Source organism: Actinoalloteichus sp. AHMU CJ021 (assembly GCF_002895405.1).
GTDB lineage: Bacteria > Actinomycetota > Actinomycetes > Mycobacteriales > Pseudonocardiaceae > Actinoalloteichus_B > Actinoalloteichus_B caeruleus.
Window position 1 is genome coordinate 1,848,392 of sequence record NZ_CP025990.1, and the last position, 20,344, is coordinate 1,868,735.

A 20,344-nucleotide genomic window follows, 5' to 3' on the forward strand; every position below is an offset into this window, starting at 1 on the left:
TCCGCGCGCGACGGCGCCTCAACCGGCCAGCACGGCCACCGCGTCCGGGTCGAGGGTGAGCCGGACCCGCTCCCCCACCTCCGGCACCCCGGCGAAGGGCGTGCTGGCCTGCACCTCTCCCCCGTCGGCAACCCGCACCAGGAGGCGGACGTGGTCACGCTGGTGCACCCGCCGCAGGACCTCGCCGCTGGCCTCCACGTCGGTCCCGCCGCCCCGGTCGGCTCGGGTGACCCGCACCGCCGAGGCCCGCAGTCCCAGCCGGACCGCGCCGTCGGGCACGTCACCGGGCACCCTGACCCGACCGAGGACCGACTCGGCCCAGCCGTCGCGCACCGTGGCCGACACCAGTCGGGAACAGCCGAGGAACCGGGCCACCCGCTCGTCCGCCGGGCGCCGCCACACCCGCTCCGGACCGTCGACCTGGCGGATCTGGCCCTCGGACATCACCGCCACCTGGTCGGCGAGGGTGAACGCCTCGTCGTGGTCGTGCGTCACGACCAGCGCGGTGGTCCCGGTCTCGGTGAGCACCCTGGCCAGGTCGACCGCCAGCTGGTCCCGCAGCTCGCGGTCCAGCGCGGACAGCGGTTCGTCCAGCAGCAACAAGCGGGGGCGGGGCGCGAGCGCCCTGGCCAGGGCCACCCGCTGCTGCTCACCCCCGGACAACTGGGTCACCCGCCGCCGCTCGTAGCCGGCCAGGCCCACCAGCTCCAGCAGCTCGGCGACCCGCGCGTCCCGGACCGCCCGGTCGGCGCCGGCCATCCGGAGACCGAACGCGACGTTGCCGGCGACGGTCCGGTGGGGGAAGAGCTGGCCGTCCTGGAACACCAACCCGAAGGCACGGCGGTGCACCGGCGTCCCGGCCAGGTCCACGCCGTCCCAGCACACCCGCCCCCGCGCCACCGCCTCCAACCCGGCCACCGCGCGGAGCAGGGTCGACTTGCCGCAGCCGGACGGCCCCAGCAACGCCAGGACCCCGCCGTCCGGCACCGACAGGTCGACCGACCGGACCGCCAGCACCTCGCCGTAGCGGACCGTGAGACCGCGAACCGTGAGCGTCACGACACCCCACCTTCCTCCCGTCCACGGGACCCAGCCCCCGCCAGCGGCGACGACGCGGCCCCACCAGCCCCGCCCACCACCAGGGGTCCCATCAGAACTCCCCGACCGTGTCGGAGCGGACCCTGATGCGTTCCACCACCGCCACCACCAGCGCGGTCACCACCAGCAGCATCGTGCAGGCCGCGTAGGCGGCGACCGCGTTCAGCTCGCCGGGCCGCGAGATCAGGCGGCTGATCGCCACCGGAAGCGTCATGGTCTCCGGCCGCACCAGGAAACTCGTCGCCCCGAACTCGCCAAGGGCGATGACGAAACCGAAGCCCGCCGCCGTGACCAGCGAACGAGCCGACATGGGCAGGTCCACCGCCATCCAGACCCGCACCGGACCGGCCCCGAGCGTCGCCGCCGCCTGCCGGAGCCGGTCGTCCACCGACCGCAACACCGGCAGCACGATCCTGATCACCAACGGGGTGATCACCAGCGCCTGGACGAACGGGACCAGGACCGGCGAGTCCCGCAACCCGCTGGGCAGGGCCGACAGGGTCACCAGGTACCCGAAGCCGACGGTGACGGCCGACACGCCCAGGGGCAGCATCATCAGCGTGTCCAGCAACTGGGTGGCCCCGGCCCGCCTCGTCCTGGCCAGCACCACCGCCGCCAAGCCGCCCAGGACCATCGCCAGCACCGTCGCGTCGGCCGCCGCGCGCACCGAGTTCAGGGCGGCCTCGACGACGGAGATCCGGAGCACCCCGCCCTCGCCGCCTCCCGTGAGCGCGCGGTAGCCGTCCAACCCGAAGCCGGACGAGGTGGTCAGCGACCGCAGGACCACGGCGACCAGCGGGACGAGCAGCCCCACCAGCACGGCACCGGCGGCGGCCAACACCACCCAGTCCCCGCCGGTGGGGGGCCGGGTCGTCTCCGCGCTCGACCGCAACGCCAACGCGCCCTCCCGACGGCGACGCGCCGCCGCCCCCACCGCGAGGGCCGCGACGACGGCCGCCAGCTGGAGCAGGGACAGCGCGGCGGCCCCGGGGAGGTCCAGCAGGTTCACGGTGCGCAGGTAGATCTCGGTCTCCAGGGTGCGGTACCTGGCCCCACCGATGACGAGGACCACTCCGAAGCTGGTGGCGCAGAACAGGAACACGACGGCGGCGGCCGAACCCAGGGCCGGGCGCAACGCCGGCAGGGTCACCGAGGTGAACGCGCGCCACCGGGAGGCGCCCAACGCCCTGGCCGCGTCCTCGGCCCGGCGGTCCAGGTGTGACCACAGCCCACCCACCGTGCGGACCACCACGGCCACGTTGAAGAACGCGTTCGCCAACACGATCGCGGCCAGGCTGCCGTCCCCGAACAACGCGCGGAACGCCAACCCCACCACCACGGTGGGGAGGACGAAGGGCACCGTCACCAGGACACGCAGCAGGCCCCTGCCCGGCACCGCCAGTCGAGCCGTGACGTAGGCCAGGGGCAGGCCGGCGAGGACCGCCAACGCGGTGGCCGCGGCGGCCTGCCCCAGGGTGAACCCGACGAGCTGCCAGGTCTGCGCCCTGGCGAGCATGTCGGACACACCGCCCTCGCCGAACCCCCGGGCGATGATCGCGAGCACCGGCCACGCGAAGAAGAGGACCAGGAACGCCAGCGGCACGACCGCCAGCACCACCAACCCGACCCGCCGCCGGGTCGACGCCGACACGCTCGTGCCCGTCGGGCGGCGCTCCCGGGAGACGCGGCTCATCCCAGGACCAGGTCCCGCCACTCCGAGACCCACTCGTCCCGGTTGCCCTCGACCTCGTCCGCCGGGAGGGTCACCGACTCCTCGGGCAGCGGCGCGGCCTCCCGCCAGGCCTCGGGCAGCTCGACGTCCGCGCGCACCGGGTAGACGTACATGTACTCGGCCAGCTGCGCCTGGAACGGCTCGGACAGCAGGAAGTCCACGACCGCGCGGGCGTCCTCCGGCCTGTCGGTCCCCGCGAGCACGCCCGCGTACTCGACCTGCTGGTAGCAGGTGTCCAGCAGCGCCTCCGTCCTCGGCGTCCCGTCCGCACCGATCTCGGCGGCCGGCGAGGACGCGTAGGACACCACGATCGGCCTGGGGCCGTTCCCGGACGATCCGGAGAAGTCCTGGGTGTAGGCCTCGGTCCACCCCCCGGTGACCCGCACCCCGTTGTCCCGGAGGCCGGTCCAGTAGTCCCGCCAGCCGTCCTCCCCGGCGTGGGCGATGGTGGCCAGCAGGAACGCCAGCCCCGGCGAGGACGTCGCCGGGTCCTGCACGACCAGGAGGTCGCGGTAGGCGGGGTCCAGCAGGTCGTCGAGACCGGTGGGAGCCGGTACGTCGGACTCGGCGAACCACTCCCGGTCGATGTTCAGGCACACGTCGCCGACGTCGATCGCGGTCAACGCGTCCGAGTCGGCCACCCGGTAGTCGTCGGCGCCCCGCTCGGCGCGCGGGCTCCGGTAGTCCTCGAACACGCCCTCCGCCAGTGCCCGCCCGGCGAAGGTGGAGTCCACGCCGAAGGCGACGTCGCCGATCGGGTTGTCCCTGCTCAGCACCAGCGAGTTCGTCAGTTCACCGGCGTCGCCGCTCTGCCGGATGTCGAGGTCGATGCCGGACTCGCGTTCGAAGGCGGCGACGACCTCCTCGTCGTAGGAGAAGGAGTCGTGGGTCACCAGCACGACCGACCGGGAGTCGTCGGACCCGTCGTCGGAGCCGCCCCCCACGACGCTGCACCCGGCGGTGAGGCCCACGGCGGTCACCAGACCGACCGCCAGGCCGCGCTGGCGGAACCGATCGGCGCGCGTGGAGAACGCACCCGCTGGACTGGTGACTCCGGACATTCGACCCTCCCGTGACGTGGGCCGGGCGTGGGCCGCCGTCCACCCGTCACGCGGGGCCTCCCTGCGCCGGCATGATCCGGATCAGGTGGCGGGGGACCGGGTCCTCCCGCTGGACGGTCGAGGGCTTCGTCGTGGTCCGCTGGCGGACCACGCCCTCCTCTCAGCCCGGCGCACCGGACTCCCGTGGCGGCATTCACCCTACGCCGACGCCGGAGGGGACCCGGGCACCCGGTCCGGGTAACGGCCCTTCGTCCGGTGGGCGGCCGGCCGCCGCGTCCGTTCGGCGCGGCCGGGGGCGTGGCCGCGCCGTCCCACCAGGAGATGCCCCACCTCGTTCACGGTCCCCGGTGTCCGGCTCCCAGTCGCACGGCGGTGCACCCGGCCGAGCCAGCCCTCCGGGCCCCGTTCCGATCGACCGCCGATGCCGGTCGCCCCGACCTGGTCCCCGGGTCAGCACACGCCGCCGCACACCGACGCGTGCCACGCCGAGGGCGATGCCCGATCCGGGTCCGGCCGCACCGAGTCCGCCGGCGCACCCCGCCCGATCCCACCATGTTGGACGGGCACCCGCGCCCCTGCCCGCGACGCCACCGACGAACTAGCCTGACCGCCGGATCGGGCCCCGAACCGGGAGGACGTCGTCGTCCGGCCCGAGACCCCGCGCCCCACCGGGGTGGGCACCGGCCCGCCCCGGCCGACGACGAGGCGGGCGTCCCGGCACGACGCCCACACCAACACCCGTCGCCGTGGCCCGACGAACCCGCACCTCCGCGATGGAGACACCGACATGAGCGCGACACCAGCCGACACCGGGGAACCCGAGACCGGCGCCGGGCATCCGCCAGCCCACCGCCTCGGGGGTCCGCTCATCGCCCCGACCTCGCACATCCGACCGGCGCCCCCCGAAGCTCCCCCGGTCCGCACCGCTCCCCTGGTGGTCGCCGGCCTCCTCGCGCTCGCCCTGAGCTGGCACGTCTGGCTCGCGCACGGCGCCCAGCAGGCCACGCTCCTCGTCATCGGCCTGGGGCTCGGCGTCACCCTGTTCCACTCCCGGTTCGGTTTCACCTCCGCGTGGCGGCAGCTCGTCTCGGTCGGCAACGGTTCCGGCCTCCGGGCGCACGCCCTGCTCATCGGCACCACCGCGACCCTGGTGACCCTGCTCATCGGCACCGGGACCGGCCTGTTCGGCACCACCCCCTCCGCCGCCGCCGGGGACATCGGTCTGCCCCTGTTCCTCGGGGCGTTCCTGTTCGGGCTGGGCATGCAGCTGGGTGGCGCCTGCGCCTCCGGCACCCTCTTCGCCGTCGGCTCCGGGCAGTCGACCATCGTCCTCACCCTGGGCGGGTTCGTGGCCGGCTCGGTCCTCTACACCTGGCAGTACGGCTGGTTCGACTCGCTGCCCACCGTGCCCGGCGTGCTGCTGTCCGACCACGTCGGCTGGTTCGGTTCCTGGCTGGTCACCCTGACCGCGCTCGGGCTGGTCGTCCTCGTCAGCGTCGCGGTGCAACGCCGCCGCGACCCGCCCCCGGTCGGTGCCGTTCCCACCGCGCGCGGCGCCGCCCGCGTCCTGCGCGGCTCCTGGCCGATGCTCGTCGGAGCCGTCGTCCTCGCTGTCCTCGCGGCGGCGGTCCTGCTCGTCTCCGGCGGCACCTGGGGCGTGACCAACGCCTTCGGGTTGTGGGGCGCGAAGCTGCTCCAGGTGCTGGGCGCGCAGCCCGAGCAGTGGGCGTTCTGGCAGGAGCCCGGCAACGCGGAGATGCTGGCCTCCCCCGTCCTGGCCCACAAGAACAGCCTGACCAACATCGGCATCATGGTCGGCGCGGCCATCGCCGCCGGCGCCGCCGGGGCGTGGCGCCTCCACCGCCACATCCCGTGGCGCACGGCGCTGGCGGCGGTGCTGGGCGGTGTGATCATGGGTGTCGGGGCCCGCCTCGCGAGTGGCTGCAACATCGGCGCCTACCTCGGTGGGATCTCCACCGGGAGCGTCTCCGGCTGGCTGTGGGCGGTCGCCGCGCTCGTGGGCACCTGGGTGGGGCTGCGACTGCGGCCCCTGTTCGGCCTGGCCAACCCCCGGCCGAGCGACGGGGCGTGCTGAGCAGCGGCGCCCGCACGGCCCGGCGCACGGCGACCGGGCACGACCCGACCCCGCGCCCCGGGACGGCCTCCCCGCTCGGACGCCTCCCGCCTCCGAGCGGGCAGCGCGGGGGGAACGGCCGGGTGCGCCCGACGCCGAGAACCCCCACCATGGACGCATGACCGATCTGCTGACCTCGGACCAGATCGCCACCGCCCTTGGCACGCTCCCCGACTGGCGCCGGGAGGGCAGCGCACTGGTCCGCACCGTCGAACTGGCCGGCTTCCCCTCGGCGATCGCCGTCGTGAACCGGGTCGCGGAGATCGCGGAGAACGACAACCACCACCCGGACATCGACATCCGGTACGCCACGCTCACCTTCCGGTTGTCCACCCACGTGGCCGGCGGGATCACCGCCTCGGACGTCACCCTCGCCGAGGAGATCGACGAGGTGCTGAGGGTGATGGCCGGCTGACCGCCCGAGCACGACACCGGGCGCCGGGCGCGGCCCGTCAGCCCTCCGCGTTCTCCACGCTCGGGGACTCGGCCCGCCCACTCCGCCGGCCCAGCCGGTTCTGCGGCTTCAGCACCGAACTCACCCGGCCCCGCAGCACCCGGGTCCGCAACCAGATGTCGTTGGCCTGCCCGGACCCGGGCGGGAGGGGCGGGACGGGTGGCACCTTGGGGGCCGCCCGGGCCCCGGCCGCCACCGCCAGCAGGGTGAGCAGCGCCGCCACCGGGTACGCCCAGCCGAGAGCGGCCAGCGGCCACGGCCGCGAGAAGTCGACCTTCCCGGGTTCCAGGGCCTGCAACTGGTGGACGAGGTAGGACGTCATCAGCAAGGTCCACAACACCGTCGTCGAGGCCAGGAGCGGGCGGGCGCGCATCGGGTGGCACACCAACCACACCAGCGCCGGCACCACCCACACCCATTCGTGGCTCCACGCCGCCGGGGCGATCAACAGCCCGAGGAGCTGGACCGTCACCACCGCGCCCAGCACGTCACCCTTGCGGATCGTCGCGTACAACGCCCGACCGGCCAGGACCGCGGTCACCACGGCCGCGAGCAGCCAGGGCCAGGAAGTCCCGACGTCGTAGCCGAGCGTCCGCGACAAGGCACCCCGCAGCGACTGGTTGTCGACCGAAGCGACCGGGTCGATCCGCTCCCCCCGGCCGGCGATCGTCGTCCAGAACTGGCTGGACTGCTGCGCCGACACGAAGAACCCGATGCCGATGGTGGCGAGGAAGGCGCCGAACGCCCACGCCGCCGCCGTGAACCGCCGCGTCGCGAGGAAGTACATCCCCGCGACGGCGGCCCCGAGCTTGATACCGGCGGCCAACCCGACGCCGACCCCCCCGAGCACCCGGCGCCCCGTGGTGACCGCCGTGACGAGCACCGCGGCCAACGGCAGGCTGAGGTGTCCCTCCACCAGGCTCGTCCGCACCGGTTCCAACCACAGCACGAGCGCGGTGGCGACCAGGGCCCGCCGCCGCCACGTCAGCCACGCCGACGCCCCGATCACGCCACCGGGAGCGCGGGACATCGCGAAGACACGCATGGCCCGCGACACGATCCACCACAGGCAGACGAGGGACACGCCCTGCCAGACGAGCCGGAGCACCCCCCACGGGACGACCGCGAGCGGCAACAGGAGCACGGCGGCGAACGGGGGCGCCGTGAACGGGGTGGTGAACGCGGCGATGTCCGGGTTCCACGAGGTGAACTCGTAGAGATCCCCACTGATCAACTGCGGAGCGTTGCCCCGCAGGCTCTGCAGGCTCGGCAACTGGGTCTGGTCGAGCAGCAGGCTGGCGGCGACGTGCAGGACCAGGGAGACCAGGAGGAACAGGGGCGCGTACCGCAGCAACCTGGACTCAACCGCGCGAAGATCCACCGTTCCCTCTCCACCACGACCGCTGCGCGCGGTCACGTCACCGGCTCAACCTGTCGTCGCCGCGCGACACAGTGTAAGAGCCGGGAGCAAGGCCCGTTGCCACCACGGGCACCCGTTGTCAGCCACTGCACAGGGAAGCAACCCGGGGCGCCCCACCACGTCGCCCCGCCCGCACGAGGACGTCCGAGACGGAGCGCGCCGGCCCGGCTCCGGCCCCCACCCGGTCACCGCGAGGACCATCCGGTCCAGCGCCGCGCGAGACACCCGCCAGGACGCCGTCCGTGGTGTCCCCACGAGAACCCGCCCCAGGCGTCGGCCCCTCCTACGATCCACGGGTGCGGATCGGACTGAGCGACGAGCAACTCACCCTGGTGTCCACCTGGTTCCCCGGCTTCGAGGTGGTCACCGACCACAGCTGGGGACTCGTCGACACCACCGTCCTCCACCTGCGCGCCGACTCCGGCGACGTCGTGGTCAAGGCCGCCGGCCCGGCCAACCACCACATCGCCAGGGAGATCGTCGCGCACCGGCGCTGGACCGGCCCGTGGCTGGCCACCGCCAGCGTCAACCGCCTCCTGCACGCGGACGCGGAGCTGAACGTGCTGGCCCTGAGCCACCTGCCGGGTGGGCTCGTCCTCGACGACCCCCATGCCGTCGCCGACCCCGACACCTACCGGCAGGCTGGCGCGCTGCTCGCCGCGTTCCACCACCAACACCGCGTCGTCTCCGAGACCCACGAGGCGGAAGCGGACGCCAAGGCGCTGGCCTGGCTGGACCGCGAACACCGCGTCGACCCGGCGACCGTCGTGGCACTCCGCGCCGCCATCGCCACCCACGAGCACCAGCCGGTCGAACTGGTCCCGACGCACGGCGACTGGCACCCCCGCAACTGGCTGCTGCACGAAGGAGTGGTCCGCGTCATCGACCTCGGTCGCGCCGCGCCGCGACCCGCGTGGACCGACCTCGCCCGGCTGGCCCGCCAGGAGTGGCAGGGCGCCGAGCACCTCGAACGCGCCTTCCTGGCCGGGTACGGCGAGGACCCGCGCGAGCCCGCGCCGTGGCGGGCGACCCTGTTGCGGGAGGCGGTCGGTACGGCCGTCTGGGCCTACCAGGTGGGGGACGAGCAGTTCGAACGGCAGGGGCACCGGATGATCCGCCAGGCACTCGACCTGTACTGATCTTCCCCGGCGAGCAGCGTTCCGGACACCGCCGGAACCCACGGGCGGCGGGGGCCGTGCGCGGCAGCGACCGGTGAGGCACGCGAGTCGGAGTTCGCGAAGCTCGCGACGGAGAACCCCACGCTCCTGGACCTGACGAATACGAGGAAGCACCAGCCGGAGAACCCAAGGTCACGCACTCGGCTGGGAAAGCCTTCGAACCCCTTGGTTGATCTGATTCACGAGGGCCAGAACAGGCGCGTGCTCCGGACAAACCCCCGGAGTGGAGAACGGGATCACCCCCCACGCCACGTCAACGGGCGCGCCACCCCCGGTCGCCACCGGGCTGCCGGACACCGATCGCCCGGACGAGCTGACCGACGCGGCGGTGTACCAGTTCCTCAGGGGGAACCGCGCCAGAGGACCATGGCGTGCGGCGCGGTGCCCGGATCACGGGCCAGGAGAGCCCGCCCCGGCTCGCGTCCTCCCTGGGATCGCCGCCCCAGGTGTCACACCTCGACGACGCCGCCCGAGGCTGCCTGGACACATCTCCCCCAGTCACGCAGCGCGGTCCCCACCATCCGTGGCTGTTCGAGATGAACGTTGTGGCCGGCGCCATCGAGCGCGAGGTACGTCGCACGCGGGTAGTGGGTGAGAAGCGCGAACTGGTCCTCATACCCGACTACGTGGTCCTGGCGACCTGTGAGGATCAAGGTCGGTCCCTGGAACGTGCCCGCGGTGTCCGGCGACGCCCTGAGGAAGTAGCGCTGCGAGAGCCTGCCCATCGCATCAGGGTCAGCGGCGCGGATGCCGGGGAGTGCGTGGACGCGGAACGCGTCCCAGGACTCCTGCGTCTGCCGGGCCGCGACGCTCGTGAACTCCTCGGCGTCGGCGGGCGGCAACGACCGCAGAAGGTCCTGATCGCGGACGACGAGGGACCGCTCCGGTCGAACGCGCCGCGATGGGGCTGGGTCGACCACTGGAGCGATGAGCGCGAGACCCAGGACCTGGTCGGGGAACCGGGTGACGACATAACGAGCGAGAAGGCCGCCCAGCGAACTGCCCAGCAGGGCGAACGGCTCGTCGCCGACGAGTTCGTGGACCGTCTCCACCAGCCAGTCCGCGAGTTCTGGGAGACCGCCCGCCGCATCCAGCGGCGGTGTCAGGCCGAACCCCGGAAGATCGAGGTAGATGCGCTCCCAGGAGCCCGAGGCGGCCAGGTCGTCGTCGAGCGGGAGCAGCAGCCGGTGGTCGACGCCGTTGCCGTGAACGGCAACGAGGGGGAGTCCCTGCCCCTTGCGTACGATGTTCGGCTGGACCCTCACTTCTTGCCGCCGCCGGAGGTGTTCCCGTGACGGAACTCGACGACGTCGCCGTCGGCCATCACGTAGTCCTTGCCCTCCATCCGGACCTTGCCGGCGGAACGGGCGGTGGCCATCGAGCCGGCCTCGACGAGGTCGTCGAAGGAGACGACCTCGGCCTTGATGAAGCTGCGCTCGAAGTCGGTGTGGATGACGCCGGCCGCCTGGGGAGCGGTCGCTCCCCGTCGGATGGTCCAGGCCCTGGCCTCCTTCGGGCCGGCGGTCAGGTAGGTCTGGAGTCCGAGCGTGTGGAACCCGGCACGGGCCAGGGCGTGCAGGCCCGGCTCGTGCTGGCCGATGGTCTCCAGCAGCTCCCGCGCCGACTCCTCGTCCAGCTCGATCAGTTCGGACTCGACCTTGGCGTCGAGGAACACCGCGTCGGCGGGCGCGACCAGCTCCCGCAGCTCGGCCATCCGGTCCTCGCTGGTCAGCACGCCCTCGTCGGCGTTGAAGACGTAGAGGAACGGCTTCAACGTGAGCAGGTTCAGCTCACGCAGCTCGTCGGTGTCCAGCTCGGCCCGCGCGGAGAACAACGTCCGCCCGGAGTCGAGGATCTCCTTGGCCGCCTCGGCGGCGGCCAGGGCCGGGCGACGGTCCTTGTGGGTCCGCGCCTCCTTCTCCAGCCGGGGCAGCGCGCGCTCCATCGTCTGGAGGTCCGCGAGGATCAGTTCCGTGTTGATCGTCTCGATGTCGCTGCCCGGGTCGACGCGGTCGTCGACGTGCACCACGTCCGGGTCGTCGAACACGCGGATGACCTGGCAGATCGCGTTGGCCTCCCGGATGTTGGCGAGGAACTGGTTTCCCAGGCCCGCCCCTTCGGAGGCGCCCTTGACGATGCCGGCGATGTCGACGAACGACACCGTGGCCGGCACGGTGCGCTGCGAGGAGAAGATCTCCGCGAGCTTGTCCAACCTGGTGTCGGGCAACGGCACCACACCCACGTTCGGCTCGATGGTGGCGAACGGGTAGTTCGCCGCGAGCACCTCGTTGCGGGTCAGCGCGTTGAACAGGGTGGATTTACCGACGTTCGGCAGGCCGACGATGCCAAGGGTGAGACTCACGACGGGCCAGTGTACGGACCACGGGTGGCGTGGCCGCGCGGGGCGGCGGGAGGGGCCGTTCCCCCCGGTGAGCGCCCACGCCGGCCTGGTCCCGGCTGGCCTCCTGACCCCGGTTGGACCGGCGATGTCGTGGGCACCGGGGCGAGCGGCGCGTTCGACGCGGGCCGCACCGCGACCGGACGTCGGGTCGCGGGTCAGCAGCCCTCCGGTTCGAGCGACGAACCCTCCCTGCCCCGGCGCACCCGGATCCGGCTGGGGATGCGCTGCCGGAGTTCCTCGACGTGGGAGACGAGGCCGACGACCCGGCCGTCGGCGCGGAGGTCGTCGAGGGTGTTCATCACGAGGTCCAGCGTCTCGGCGTCGAGGGTGCCGAAGCCCTCGTCGATGAACAGCGTGTCGAGCAGCGCTCCGCCCGTCTCGGCGGCCACCACGTCAGCGAGCCCGAGCGCCAGGGCCAGCGAGGCCAGGAAGGACTCGCCGCCGGACAGCGTCTTCGCCGAGCGCACCTGCCCCGAGTAGTCGTCCAGCACGTCGAGCCACAGCCCGCCTCGGGTCCCCCTGCTGCCACCCGCGTCGGAGTGGACGAAGGAGAACCGGCCCTGGCTCATCCGGGAGAGCCGACTGGTGGCCGCGATCGCCACCTCCTCCAGGCGAGCGGCGAGCACGTAGGACCGCAGGGACATGCGGCGGCTGTTCTGCCCCTGCCCGTTCACCACGTCGGTCAGGGCGTCGAGTTCGTCGAAGGCCGCCCGGACGGGGGCGAGAGCGGCGTCCGCCCTCGCCCACTCCGCGCCCAGCTCGGCCAGTTCCCGACCGATACGGGCGGCGTCCCTGGTGCCGGCGACCGCGTCGTCGGCGGCGCGCTGGTGGTGTTCCGCCTCCTCGCGGGCGGCGGTGAGGTCGGGAGCCTCGTCGGGGAGCTCGGCGGCCTGGACGTCCGCCAACCCAGCCCGGACACCCGCCTCCCGCCGGTCGAAGTCCTCGATCGCCGACTCGAGGGCGGCGAACTCCGCGTCGTCGAGGGCCGCGCCCAGCGCGGCCGGCACCGAGGGGAAACCAGCCCCGGCGGCGGCCAGCTCCACCGCGGAGGTGGCCTCGGATGCCCGGTCCGTCGCGCTGGCCCGTTCGGCGGCGGCGTCGGCGAGCGTGGAGAGGGAGCCCGCGAGCCCGAGCAGGTGAGCCCGGCGTTCGTCAACGCCGGCGAACCCGGCCCGGGCGGCGAGCAGGCGCTCGTCGCGGTCACGCACCACCTCGCGCAGGGCGTCGTGCTCGGCTCTCGTGGCGGCCAGCGCCGCCTCCAGGAGGGTGCGGCGGCCGTGCAGCGCGGCCTGTTCCGCCTCCAACCGGTCCGCCAGGCGTTCCCGGTCCGCCTGTTCCGAGACGACGGACTCCGCCTTGTTCTCCTCGGACTCCACCCCCGCCAGCTCCTCGGCGAGGGCGGGCTCCGTCCACTCCCCGAGGCGCTCCCGCAACCGCCGCACCTCGGCGTCGGCGTCCCGGACGGCGGCGATGGCGACCTGCCGCGCGGCGCCGGTGCGCTCCTCCTGGCTGGTGGCCCGTAGCTCCTCGTCCTCGGTGACCGGATCGGCCCGCGCCTCGGCGGGGGCGGGGTGGTCGGTGCTGCCGCAGACGGCGCACGGCTCACCTCCGACGAGGCCGGTGGCGAGTTCCGCCGCCATCCCCGCGAGCCGGCGGTGGCGGACGTCCAGCAGGTCCTGACGGGCCGCCTGGTGGGCGTCGACCCGCTGCCGGAGGAGGTCCTCGGCGGCACGGAGCGCGTCGTCCGCCCCGGGGAGCCCCCGGGCGTCGGCGAGGAGCCCGGCGAGTTCCCGTCGGCGCAGGCGGAGGCCGTCGAGCCGGGCCGAGGCCGATCGTGCTTCCTCGACGCCGACGCGGGCCTCGGCGAGTTCCGCCGGGAGGAGCGCGGACCGGTCGGCGAGCTCGGCCAGCTGGTCCTCCTCGACCCTGACCTTTCCCGCGAGCTCGGCCAGGCGCCGGGTGTCGGAGAGCTGCCTCGCCTCCTCGGACACGAGGGGGGCGAGCGTGCCGGCCTCCTCCCTGGCCCGGTCGGCGGCGGTGCGCGGATCGTCGCCACCCTCGGGCGACCACCCGTGGGGCACCGCCTCGGCCAGTGCGGCCGCCTCGTCCCGCCTCGCCAGGTCCAGGGCCGCTTCGAGCCGAACCCGGTGTTGTTCGGCGGAGGACACGGGGGCCGCCGCGCGGGCGGCGGCACGGCGGCGGTGCCAGTCGTCGCGGTCGCCCCGACCCTCCTCCAGGGACCGCCAGCTCGCCTGGAGCTCGTCCCGCCGCTGGCAGGCCTCCGCGAGGGCACGTGCCCGCGCGAGGGCCTCGGTCGCCTCGTCCCGCAGGACGACCGCCCGCCGCTCGGCCTCCCGCGCCTCGCTCTCGCGGGCGCGCGCATCCCTCCGGAGCGCGGCGAGCCACTCGGACACCGGCTGCTCCCCGGGTGGGTCGGCGGCCGCGGTCTGGCGGATCCGGGTGACCACCTCGTGCACCTGGCCGGCGGCCTCGTCCAGGTGCTGGCGGGCGACCCTGCGGCGTTCCCGGAACCAGCGCTCGACGTCCGCGAACCGCTCGGTGCCGAACAGCCTTTCCAGCAGCTTCTCCCGGTCGGCGGTGTCGGCTCTGAGGAACCGGGCGAACTCGCCCTGCGGCAGGAGGACGACCTGGAAGAACTGCTGGTGGGTCATGCCGAGCAGCCGCTGGACGGTCCGCCCGACCTCGTCCGCCCGGGTCAACCCCTCGGGAACCCCCTGGCCTCCGGGGTGGTCGAGCCAGGTCAGGGACACCGATCCCCGCTGGAGCGTCGTGCCCGCGCCGCGTCGTTTGCGGCGGGTGTACTCCGGGGTGCGCACGAGCCGGAGGCGGTGGCCCTGCACCGTGAGTTCCAGGCGGACCTCGGTCGTGGTGGTGGCCGGGCTGGTGTCGCAGCGGAGGCGTTTCGCCTCGCCCCGCGCCCCGGGCACCGTGCCGAAGAGCGCGAAGGCCACCGCGTCGAGCAACGTGGTCTTGCCCGCGCCGGTGTCGCCGTAGAGCAGGAACAGACCATCGGCCCCGACGGCGTCGAAGTCGACGTCGACCCGACCCGGATAGGGGCCGAAGGCGGTGACGGCCAGTCGGTGCAGCCTCATGCGGACTCCCGTGCTCCCGCCGTCTCGGTCAGGGCCTCGTCGATCAGCGCCGCCTCGGAGGCGGATGGCGCGGAGCCCCGGCAGTGCTCGACGAACGACGCGGTGATCTCGCGGTCGTCACGGCCCCGGACGGCCGAGGAGTAGTTCAGCCGGCTCCGTGCCAGGCCGCCCTCCGGCCGCCACTCGAGGTGCACGGCGTGGGGGAAGCGGCGCTGGAGGCGGCGCATCGCGTCGAGCGGCCGGACCCGGTCGGTGAGCGTGACGGAGAGGTAGTGCTCCTCCAGGTCGTGGAGCCCCGGGTCGGCGAGCAGGTCCTCGATCCCCCCGGAGATCGTGGCCAAGGCTCGGGGCACCGGCAGCGCGTACGACCGCACCCCGGCCAGCCCGTCGGCGTCGAGGTCGACGATCCAGACGGACTTGCGGTGCGCGGTCTCGGAGAAGGAGTAGGCGAGCGGGCTGCCCGAGTAGCGCAGGTGGTCGGCGAGGACCTGAGGCCCGTGGAGGTGGCCCAGTGCGACGTAGTCGACGCCGTCGAAGACGGAGCCGGGGACCTGTTCGACGCCGCCGACGCTGATCGGCCGCTCGGACTCGCTGGCCTGCCCGCCCGTGACGAAGGCGTGGGCGAGGACCACCGTCCGGGTGCTCGGTGGCAGCCGCGCGACAGCGCCCCGGACGCGGTCCATCGCCTCGCTCAGCACGGCGGTGTGTCCTCGGTGGCCGGTGCCGGCCAGGCCGAGGTGGTGCCGGGCCGGGTCCGGGTCGAGGTAGGGGATGCCGAAGCAGGCGACGGGACCGTGGGCGTCGGTGAGCACCACGGGCTCGTGGAGCCGCGAGATCCTCGCGAGGACGTGCAGCCCGCCGACCGCCGCGAAGTCGGCGAATGCGCCGAGCCGTGACGCGGAGTCGTGGTTGCCGGGGATCACCACGAGGGTCGCGCCGGCGGCCCGCAGGGCGGCGAGGACCCGGTGGCACACCTCGACTGCCTCCCCGGAGGGAACGGCGCGGTCGTAGAGGTCGCCGGCGACGACCACCACGTCGACGCCCTCGTCGGCCACCAGCTCGGCGAGACCCGTGAGCACGCGCTCCTGCTCGGGCAGCCTGTCCCGGCCGTGGAAGGTACGGCCGATGTGCCAGTCCGAGGTGTGCAGGAGGCGCATGGCACCACGCTAGGACCTCGGGGGCCATCGGTGTCACGCGACCACCCGAAAGCACTCGAACGTGTGTTCGAGTGCGGAATGGGAGGACTCCGGGCAGGAGTTGCGCCATGATCGGAGTCGGGGCACGGCCGTCCACGGGGGACACGGCGAGCGGACGCCCACCCGTCCGAGATGGACGCACGGCCCCACCGAGCACGAACACCCGCGACCCCCGGTACACGCACTCAGGACGGGAGCACCCGTGATATCGGTCGTCATCACCACCGCCGCGGTCGTGGTCGCCGCCCTCCTGGTCGGCGCGCTCATCCTCGGCTGGCGGCTCTACGCGGACGCCGTGCGCAGGACGGACGCCGCGCTGGCCATGGTGGAGGCCGAGCGCGACCGGGCAGCCGAACACCAGGCCGCGCTGCGCCGCTATGAGGTGACCTTCGCCTCCACCAGCGGGCGAGGCGAACTGGGCGAGAGCGTCCTCATCGAGACGGCGAGATCGCTCGGCCTCCGGGAGGGTCCGCACTTCTCACTGCAGACCGACCTCGCGGGGGGTGGGGCGGCACGCCCCGACATGGTGCTGGCGGTGGGTGACGACCGCCGCGTCCCGGTCGACTCCAAGGCCAGCCTCGCGAGCTGGATCGAGGCCGTCGAGGCGGACGACCCCACCCGGCGGGCGGACGCCCTGCGGGTGCACGCGCGCAACATCCGCGCGAGGGCACTGGAGCTCGCGGGGAAGGAGTACCAGCGGTGGGCGGACGCCATCTACGGCGTGGTGATGTTCGTCCCCTCCGACGCGGCGGTGGTCGCGGCACTCGACACCGACCCCCACCTGCTCAGGTGGTTGCTGGAACGGCGGGTCTTCCTGTGCGGGCCGACCGGGTTCGGGGTGGTGGCCTCGGCGGCCCTGTTCGCCTCCACCCAACGCACGCTGGCGGCCGACATGGAACAGGTCCGCCGCCAGTCGGCCGCCGCGTACCGGGCGGCCAGCGGTGCCGTCGACGCCGTCAACCTCTCCAGCACGCACCTCCAGCGCTTCCTGTCGGCGCGGCGGCGTGAACTCGACGCGTTGGAGGGATTCCGGAACGCCGTGGAACCACTGCGGGAGACGGCGGCCAGCCCGAGTTCGATCGCGGAGGTCAGGAGGGACGAGAACGGCGTCGCGATGCCGGGTTCGACGGACCAACCTGCCCTGGCCGAGGCGCACGACGCGCGGACGGACCGCTATTCGACGGTGGTCAACCCGGACTCATCGACCATTGCGGGCAGCGAGGCCAGGTGAGCGGGATGTGAGTTCACGATGGCTCACTAACAAGCAGCCGGTGACCGATTACGGTGGACGGGTGACAGCCGCCCGTGACCGCGAACGCGCGCGCGACTCAGAGCCCGAAGTCGCTGCCGTGCCATGGGATGAACGCGCCGCCTTCGGAACCACTCGCGGGCTTCCGTGGTGGGCGGCCCTGCTGCTCGCAGCGGGCCTGACCGGTATCGGACTCTTCCTCGACATCGAAGTGATGTCGGGAGGTCCCGGTGTCCTGCTGTGGGCCGGATACATCCTCGGCTGCCTACTGGCGGTCGCTCTGGTGCGACGCAGAAACCTGTTCGGTCCCACCGTGCAGCCGCCGCTCATCCTGGCGGTGGTCATGCCCCTGGTGATTTGGCTCACGGGTGGGACGGGCGGCGCCGGCCTCGCCGCGATGGCCTTCTCGCTGGGGTGGCCCCTCATCAACGGCTTCCCACTGATGGCGGTGACCTCGGCCCTGACGGTGGGAGCGGGATTCGCCCGGTACTTCCTGCTCCAGCGGCGGCCGCCGAAGACGGACCCGGACGCGGAGGCGCCGGGGACCACGAAGAAGGCACGGCCCGATTCCACGGCCCGCAAGTCCACGAAGGACGAGACCACGAGCTCCGAACGATCAGCACGCGCCGCTCGGGGCAAGGCGGGCAGGCCCGCGGGCCGGGAGGGCACGTCCGCCGGCCGGGGCCGCGAGAAGGGCGGAACGCCCAGGAGCGGAGGAGGACGGTCCGGGGCGGCGGGGAAGACCGCCGGCTCGTCCCGCCGGTCCGGACGCGACGCCGACTCGGCCGATCGACCCCGCCCCCGGCCGAGGAAGGGGGCGGAGGGGCGGAGCTCGGAGGGACGACGCCGGCCGCCCCGGCCTCGGGACGAGGACCTGGACTGAGCGTGCGCGGCCGCCGAGGCTGAGCACGAGCGCCCCACCGTCGCGAACGGTCGGTGGGGCCGGAAGTGCCCCTCCCGCGAGCAGGGCTGCGCGGCTCCACGCCTTCCCCCGTCGGGGTCGGTGACCCGGCTCCGCGCCGCGTGCGTGGGAGCCGTGGAGCCGCCGCCACCCCACGAGGCGGCGCCAGCGGCGGCGATGCGGCCGGTGACCCAACGCGGAGGAGAACCCTGTCCAGGGCGGACCACGACGGGCTCGGACGACAGGCACGGCCCCGGACAACCGCGGCCCGCGGAGGGCGCTCCGATGGCAGTGGATTCGGCAACGGCGGCGGGGACTCCGTTCGGGGAGAGCGGCCGCGCCAACGCCACGGGCTGGGGAGTCCGGACGTGACCGAGGACGCCGCTTCGTCGGATCGTCACCGCCACCCAGTCCGGTTCAGGACCGTCCCCATCGCTCCTCCTGGCAGGATCCGGAGGGTGCGCCTCCGCGTTCCAGGAGGTGGCGTCCCGAGCTGGTGCTCCCTTCCCGGCGTCGCTGCCCTCCTGGGCCTGGGCCGGCCCCCGGGACTGCCGGTTCGACGGGGCCGGGCGACGGGGCCGGGCGGCGGGGCCGGGCGGCGGGGTGGGTCCGCTTCCGGTGTGATCCGGGTGTTCGTCGTGGGTATCGGGCGAGTCCGGTACCACGCACCCGTCGCGACGCGTCCGAGGTCGAGGCGTCCTCTCGGGTGTGAGGCCGTCCTCGGGGGTGAGGCGTCCGTGCCGGCCAAGTGGCGGCGACGAGCGTCGCGCGTGTACGACGAGGTCTCGGGTGTGGCTCGCCCGGTTCCGGCTGGCGGGCGTGGAGCGGGCGTCCCCACGCGGCGAACGGGTCCGGTGCCGGCGCTCAGGAGTCGCGCGGGGGGCTCGCGGACCGGGTCGGGGCGTCCACGTCCGGCGCCGGCGGCACGCCCGTGCTGCCGCCCCCGAGGTGAGCGGCACGCGCGCGGCCGCATCCGGCCGGGCCGGCGCGGTCCGGCACCGGGCTCGAGCCGCGCCCCCGGGTGACGGTCCCGGACCACCTCGGCCCACCGTCCTCCGGCCTGCCCCTGGCGCGCGGCCTGCCCCTGGCGCGCGGCCTGCTTCTGGCGCGCGGCGAGCCCCAGGCGGCGCGGTCCGCGCCCTCCCGGCGAGGCGGCACCGGGAGCCGCTCAGCTCCCCGCGAGCCGCGACCCCCTGTCCGCCGCCCCAGTCGAGCTGGAACGGAGTTCACCACGGTGCTGAGGGTGTGGTCAGCGGACGTCGGACATCGCCTTGCGCAGCTCCCGGGGCAGCGCGAACGCGACCTTCTCGTTCGCGGTGGTGACCTCGTCGACCTGCTCCCAGCCCCGGTCCGCCAGGTACCGCAGGACCTCCATGACGAGGATGTCCGGCACGGAGGCGCCACTGGTGACGCCGACGGTCTCGACTCCCTCCAACCAGGACGGGTCGATCTCGTCGGCGAAGTCGATCAGGTGGGAGTCCTTCGCCCCGGCTCCGAGGGCGACCTCGACCAACCGCTTGGAGTTCGAGGAGTTCTGGGATCCGACGACGAGCACCAGGTCGCACTCGGGAGCCATCGCCTTGACCGCGACCTGCCGGTTCTGGGTGGCGTAGCAGATGTCGTCGGAAGGCGGGTCCTGGAGCTGCGGGAACCGGTCCTTGAGCTGCTCGACGCGTTCCATCGTCTCGTCGACGCTGAGCGTCGTCTGCGAGAGCCAGATCACCTTGTTCGGGTCCCGTACCTCGACCTTGTCGACGTCCTCGGCCCGGTCGACCAGCTGCACGTGCTCGGGCGCCTCACCCGCCGTGCCCTCGACCTCCTCGTGCCCCTCGTGCCCGATCAGCAGGATGTCGTAGTCGTCCCGGGCGAACCGGCGGGCCTCCTGGTGGACCTTGGTCACCAGTGGGCAGGTGGCGTCGATGGTGCGGAGCTGGCGTTCCCGGGCGCTCTCGTGCACGGCGGGCGACACACCGTGCGCGGAGAACACCACGAGGGCACCCTCGGGCACCTCGTCGGTCTCGTCGACGAAGATGGCTCCCCGCTTCTCCAGCGTCCGCACCACGTACTTGTTGTGCACGATCTCCTTGCGGACGTAGACGGGGGCGCCATAGGTTTCCAGCGCCTTCTCCACCGTCACCACCGCCCGGTCCACTCCCGCGCAGTATCCGCGCGGGTTGGCGAGCAGCACACGCTTGCGGGGGGCGTCGCTGGCCGGGGTCGCCTCGTCCTGGGGGGCGGCGTTCTCGTCGGCCGGGAGCTGGGCACTCATGCCTCCCACCCTACGGCCGTCGGGCGGCGGGTGTTCCGCCCTGGGGGCACCACCCCACTCCCGGCCGGCCGCCACGGGGGTCGTGCCGCCGCGCTCGGCTCCCCACCGACCCGGCACCTGCCGTGGAACCACCCACGT

At 73.7% G+C, this 20,344-nt stretch carries 14 protein-coding genes; 5 read left to right on the forward strand and 9 right to left on the reverse strand.

Annotation, left to right across the window (positions count from 1 at the left end; genetic code table 11):
- Positions 1–18: 18 nt before the first annotated feature.
- The 3 genes from C1701_RS07660 to C1701_RS07670 form a co-directional block, all read right to left on the reverse strand.
- Positions 19–1,059, reverse strand: coding sequence for an ABC transporter ATP-binding protein (locus tag C1701_RS07660; RefSeq protein ID WP_030104176.1), 1,041 nt, complete (start codon positions 1,057–1,059; stop codon positions 19–21).
- A gap of 91 nt (positions 1,060–1,150) precedes the next feature.
- The gene (locus C1701_RS07665) at positions 1,151–2,791 is read right to left on the reverse strand and encodes an ABC transporter permease (protein ID WP_030147003.1); all 1,641 of its coding nucleotides are present in this window, start codon (positions 2,789–2,791) and stop codon (positions 1,151–1,153) included.
- Entirely contained in the window at positions 2,788–3,891 is a 1,104-nt protein-coding gene (locus C1701_RS07670; protein ID WP_245588671.1) for a thiamine ABC transporter substrate-binding protein, read from the reverse strand. The genes C1701_RS07665 and C1701_RS07670 overlap by 4 nt, the downstream gene beginning before the upstream one ends.
- Positions 3,892–4,678: 787 nt before the next feature.
- Between C1701_RS07670 and C1701_RS07675 the strand changes: the two genes are divergently transcribed.
- Together C1701_RS07675 and C1701_RS07680 are read left to right on the forward strand one after the other, a co-directional pair.
- Positions 4,679–5,986 carry a YeeE/YedE family protein gene (locus tag C1701_RS07675; RefSeq protein ID WP_103055741.1) on the forward strand — a complete coding sequence of 436 codons (1,308 nt, stop codon included), beginning with the start codon at positions 4,679–4,681 and terminating at the stop codon, positions 5,984–5,986.
- Positions 5,987–6,143: 157 nt separating this feature from the next.
- The gene (locus tag C1701_RS07680; RefSeq protein ID WP_026417333.1) at positions 6,144–6,440 is read left to right on the forward strand and encodes a 4a-hydroxytetrahydrobiopterin dehydratase; all 297 of its coding nucleotides are present in this window, start codon (positions 6,144–6,146) and stop codon (positions 6,438–6,440) included.
- A gap of 37 nt (positions 6,441–6,477) precedes the next feature.
- Here the strand turns inward: C1701_RS07680 and C1701_RS07685 are convergent, their stop codons facing one another.
- Positions 6,478–7,860 carry a glycosyltransferase 87 family protein gene (locus C1701_RS07685; protein WP_337662188.1) on the reverse strand — a complete coding sequence of 461 codons (1,383 nt, stop codon included), beginning with the start codon at positions 7,858–7,860 and terminating at the stop codon, positions 6,478–6,480.
- Between the two features lie 335 nt (positions 7,861–8,195).
- On the opposite strand from C1701_RS07685, the gene C1701_RS07690 reads away from it, so the two are divergent.
- A complete protein-coding gene (locus C1701_RS07690; RefSeq protein ID WP_103056994.1) occupies positions 8,196–9,038 on the forward strand; it encodes a phosphotransferase family protein in 843 nt (280 codons plus the stop codon).
- Between the two features lie 488 nt (positions 9,039–9,526).
- Here C1701_RS07690 and C1701_RS07695 read toward each other — a convergent pair whose 3' ends face one another.
- The 4 genes from C1701_RS07695 to C1701_RS07710 all read right to left on the reverse strand — a co-directional run bounded on the left by C1701_RS07695 (position 9,527) and on the right by C1701_RS07710 (position 15,748).
- Entirely contained in the window at positions 9,527–10,342 is an 816-nt protein-coding gene (locus C1701_RS07695; protein ID WP_103055743.1) for an alpha/beta fold hydrolase, read from the reverse strand.
- Complete coding sequence (ychF, locus tag C1701_RS07700) at positions 10,339–11,439, reverse strand: redox-regulated ATPase YchF (protein WP_026417336.1); 1,101 nt, start codon at positions 11,437–11,439, stop codon at positions 10,339–10,341. The genes C1701_RS07695 and ychF overlap by 4 nt, the downstream gene beginning before the upstream one ends.
- A gap of 194 nt (positions 11,440–11,633) precedes the next feature.
- Complete coding sequence (locus C1701_RS07705) at positions 11,634–14,591, reverse strand: AAA family ATPase (protein ID WP_103055744.1); 2,958 nt, start codon at positions 14,589–14,591, stop codon at positions 11,634–11,636.
- Entirely contained in the window at positions 14,588–15,748 is a 1,161-nt protein-coding gene (locus C1701_RS07710; RefSeq protein WP_026417338.1) for an exonuclease SbcCD subunit D, read from the reverse strand. Before C1701_RS07710 ends, C1701_RS07705 begins: the two co-directional genes overlap by 4 nt.
- 241 nt (positions 15,749–15,989) lie before the next feature.
- Here C1701_RS07710 and C1701_RS07715 point away from each other — a divergent pair, with 241 nt between their 5' ends.
- Together C1701_RS07715 and C1701_RS07720 are read left to right on the forward strand one after the other, a co-directional pair.
- A complete protein-coding gene (locus C1701_RS07715; protein ID WP_103055745.1) occupies positions 15,990–17,018 on the forward strand; it encodes a DNA recombination protein RmuC in 1,029 nt (342 codons plus the stop codon).
- A 118-nt stretch (positions 17,019–17,136) separates the two neighbouring features.
- Positions 17,137–17,919, forward strand: coding sequence for a DUF6542 domain-containing protein (locus C1701_RS07720; RefSeq protein ID WP_051712645.1), 783 nt, complete (start codon positions 17,137–17,139; stop codon positions 17,917–17,919).
- A 1,267-nt stretch (positions 17,920–19,186) separates the two neighbouring features.
- On the opposite strand, the gene C1701_RS07725 is transcribed toward C1701_RS07720, so the two are convergent.
- A complete protein-coding gene (locus tag C1701_RS07725; protein ID WP_026417339.1) occupies positions 19,187–20,206 on the reverse strand; it encodes a 4-hydroxy-3-methylbut-2-enyl diphosphate reductase in 1,020 nt (339 codons plus the stop codon).
- Positions 20,207–20,344: the final 138 nt, after the last annotated feature.

Coding starts and splice junctions, on each gene's coding strand:
- C1701_RS07705 (WP_103055744.1), bottom strand. CDS start 14,591: ATGAGGCTGCACCGACTGGCCGTCACCGCCTTCGGCCCCTATCCGGGT.
- C1701_RS07675 (WP_103055741.1), top strand. CDS start 4,679: ATGAGCGCGACACCAGCCGACACCGGGGAACCCGAGACCGGCGCCGGG.
- C1701_RS07710 (WP_026417338.1), bottom strand. CDS start 15,748: ATGCGCCTCCTGCACACCTCGGACTGGCACATCGGCCGTACCTTCCAC.
- C1701_RS07680 (WP_026417333.1), top strand. CDS start 6,144: ATGACCGATCTGCTGACCTCGGACCAGATCGCCACCGCCCTTGGCACG.
- C1701_RS07670 (WP_245588671.1), bottom strand. CDS start 3,891: ATGTCCGGAGTCACCAGTCCAGCGGGTGCGTTCTCCACGCGCGCCGAT.
- C1701_RS07725 (WP_026417339.1), bottom strand. CDS start 20,206: ATGAGTGCCCAGCTCCCGGCCGACGAGAACGCCGCCCCCCAGGACGAG.
- C1701_RS07665 (WP_030147003.1), bottom strand. CDS start 2,791: ATGAGCCGCGTCTCCCGGGAGCGCCGCCCGACGGGCACGAGCGTGTCG.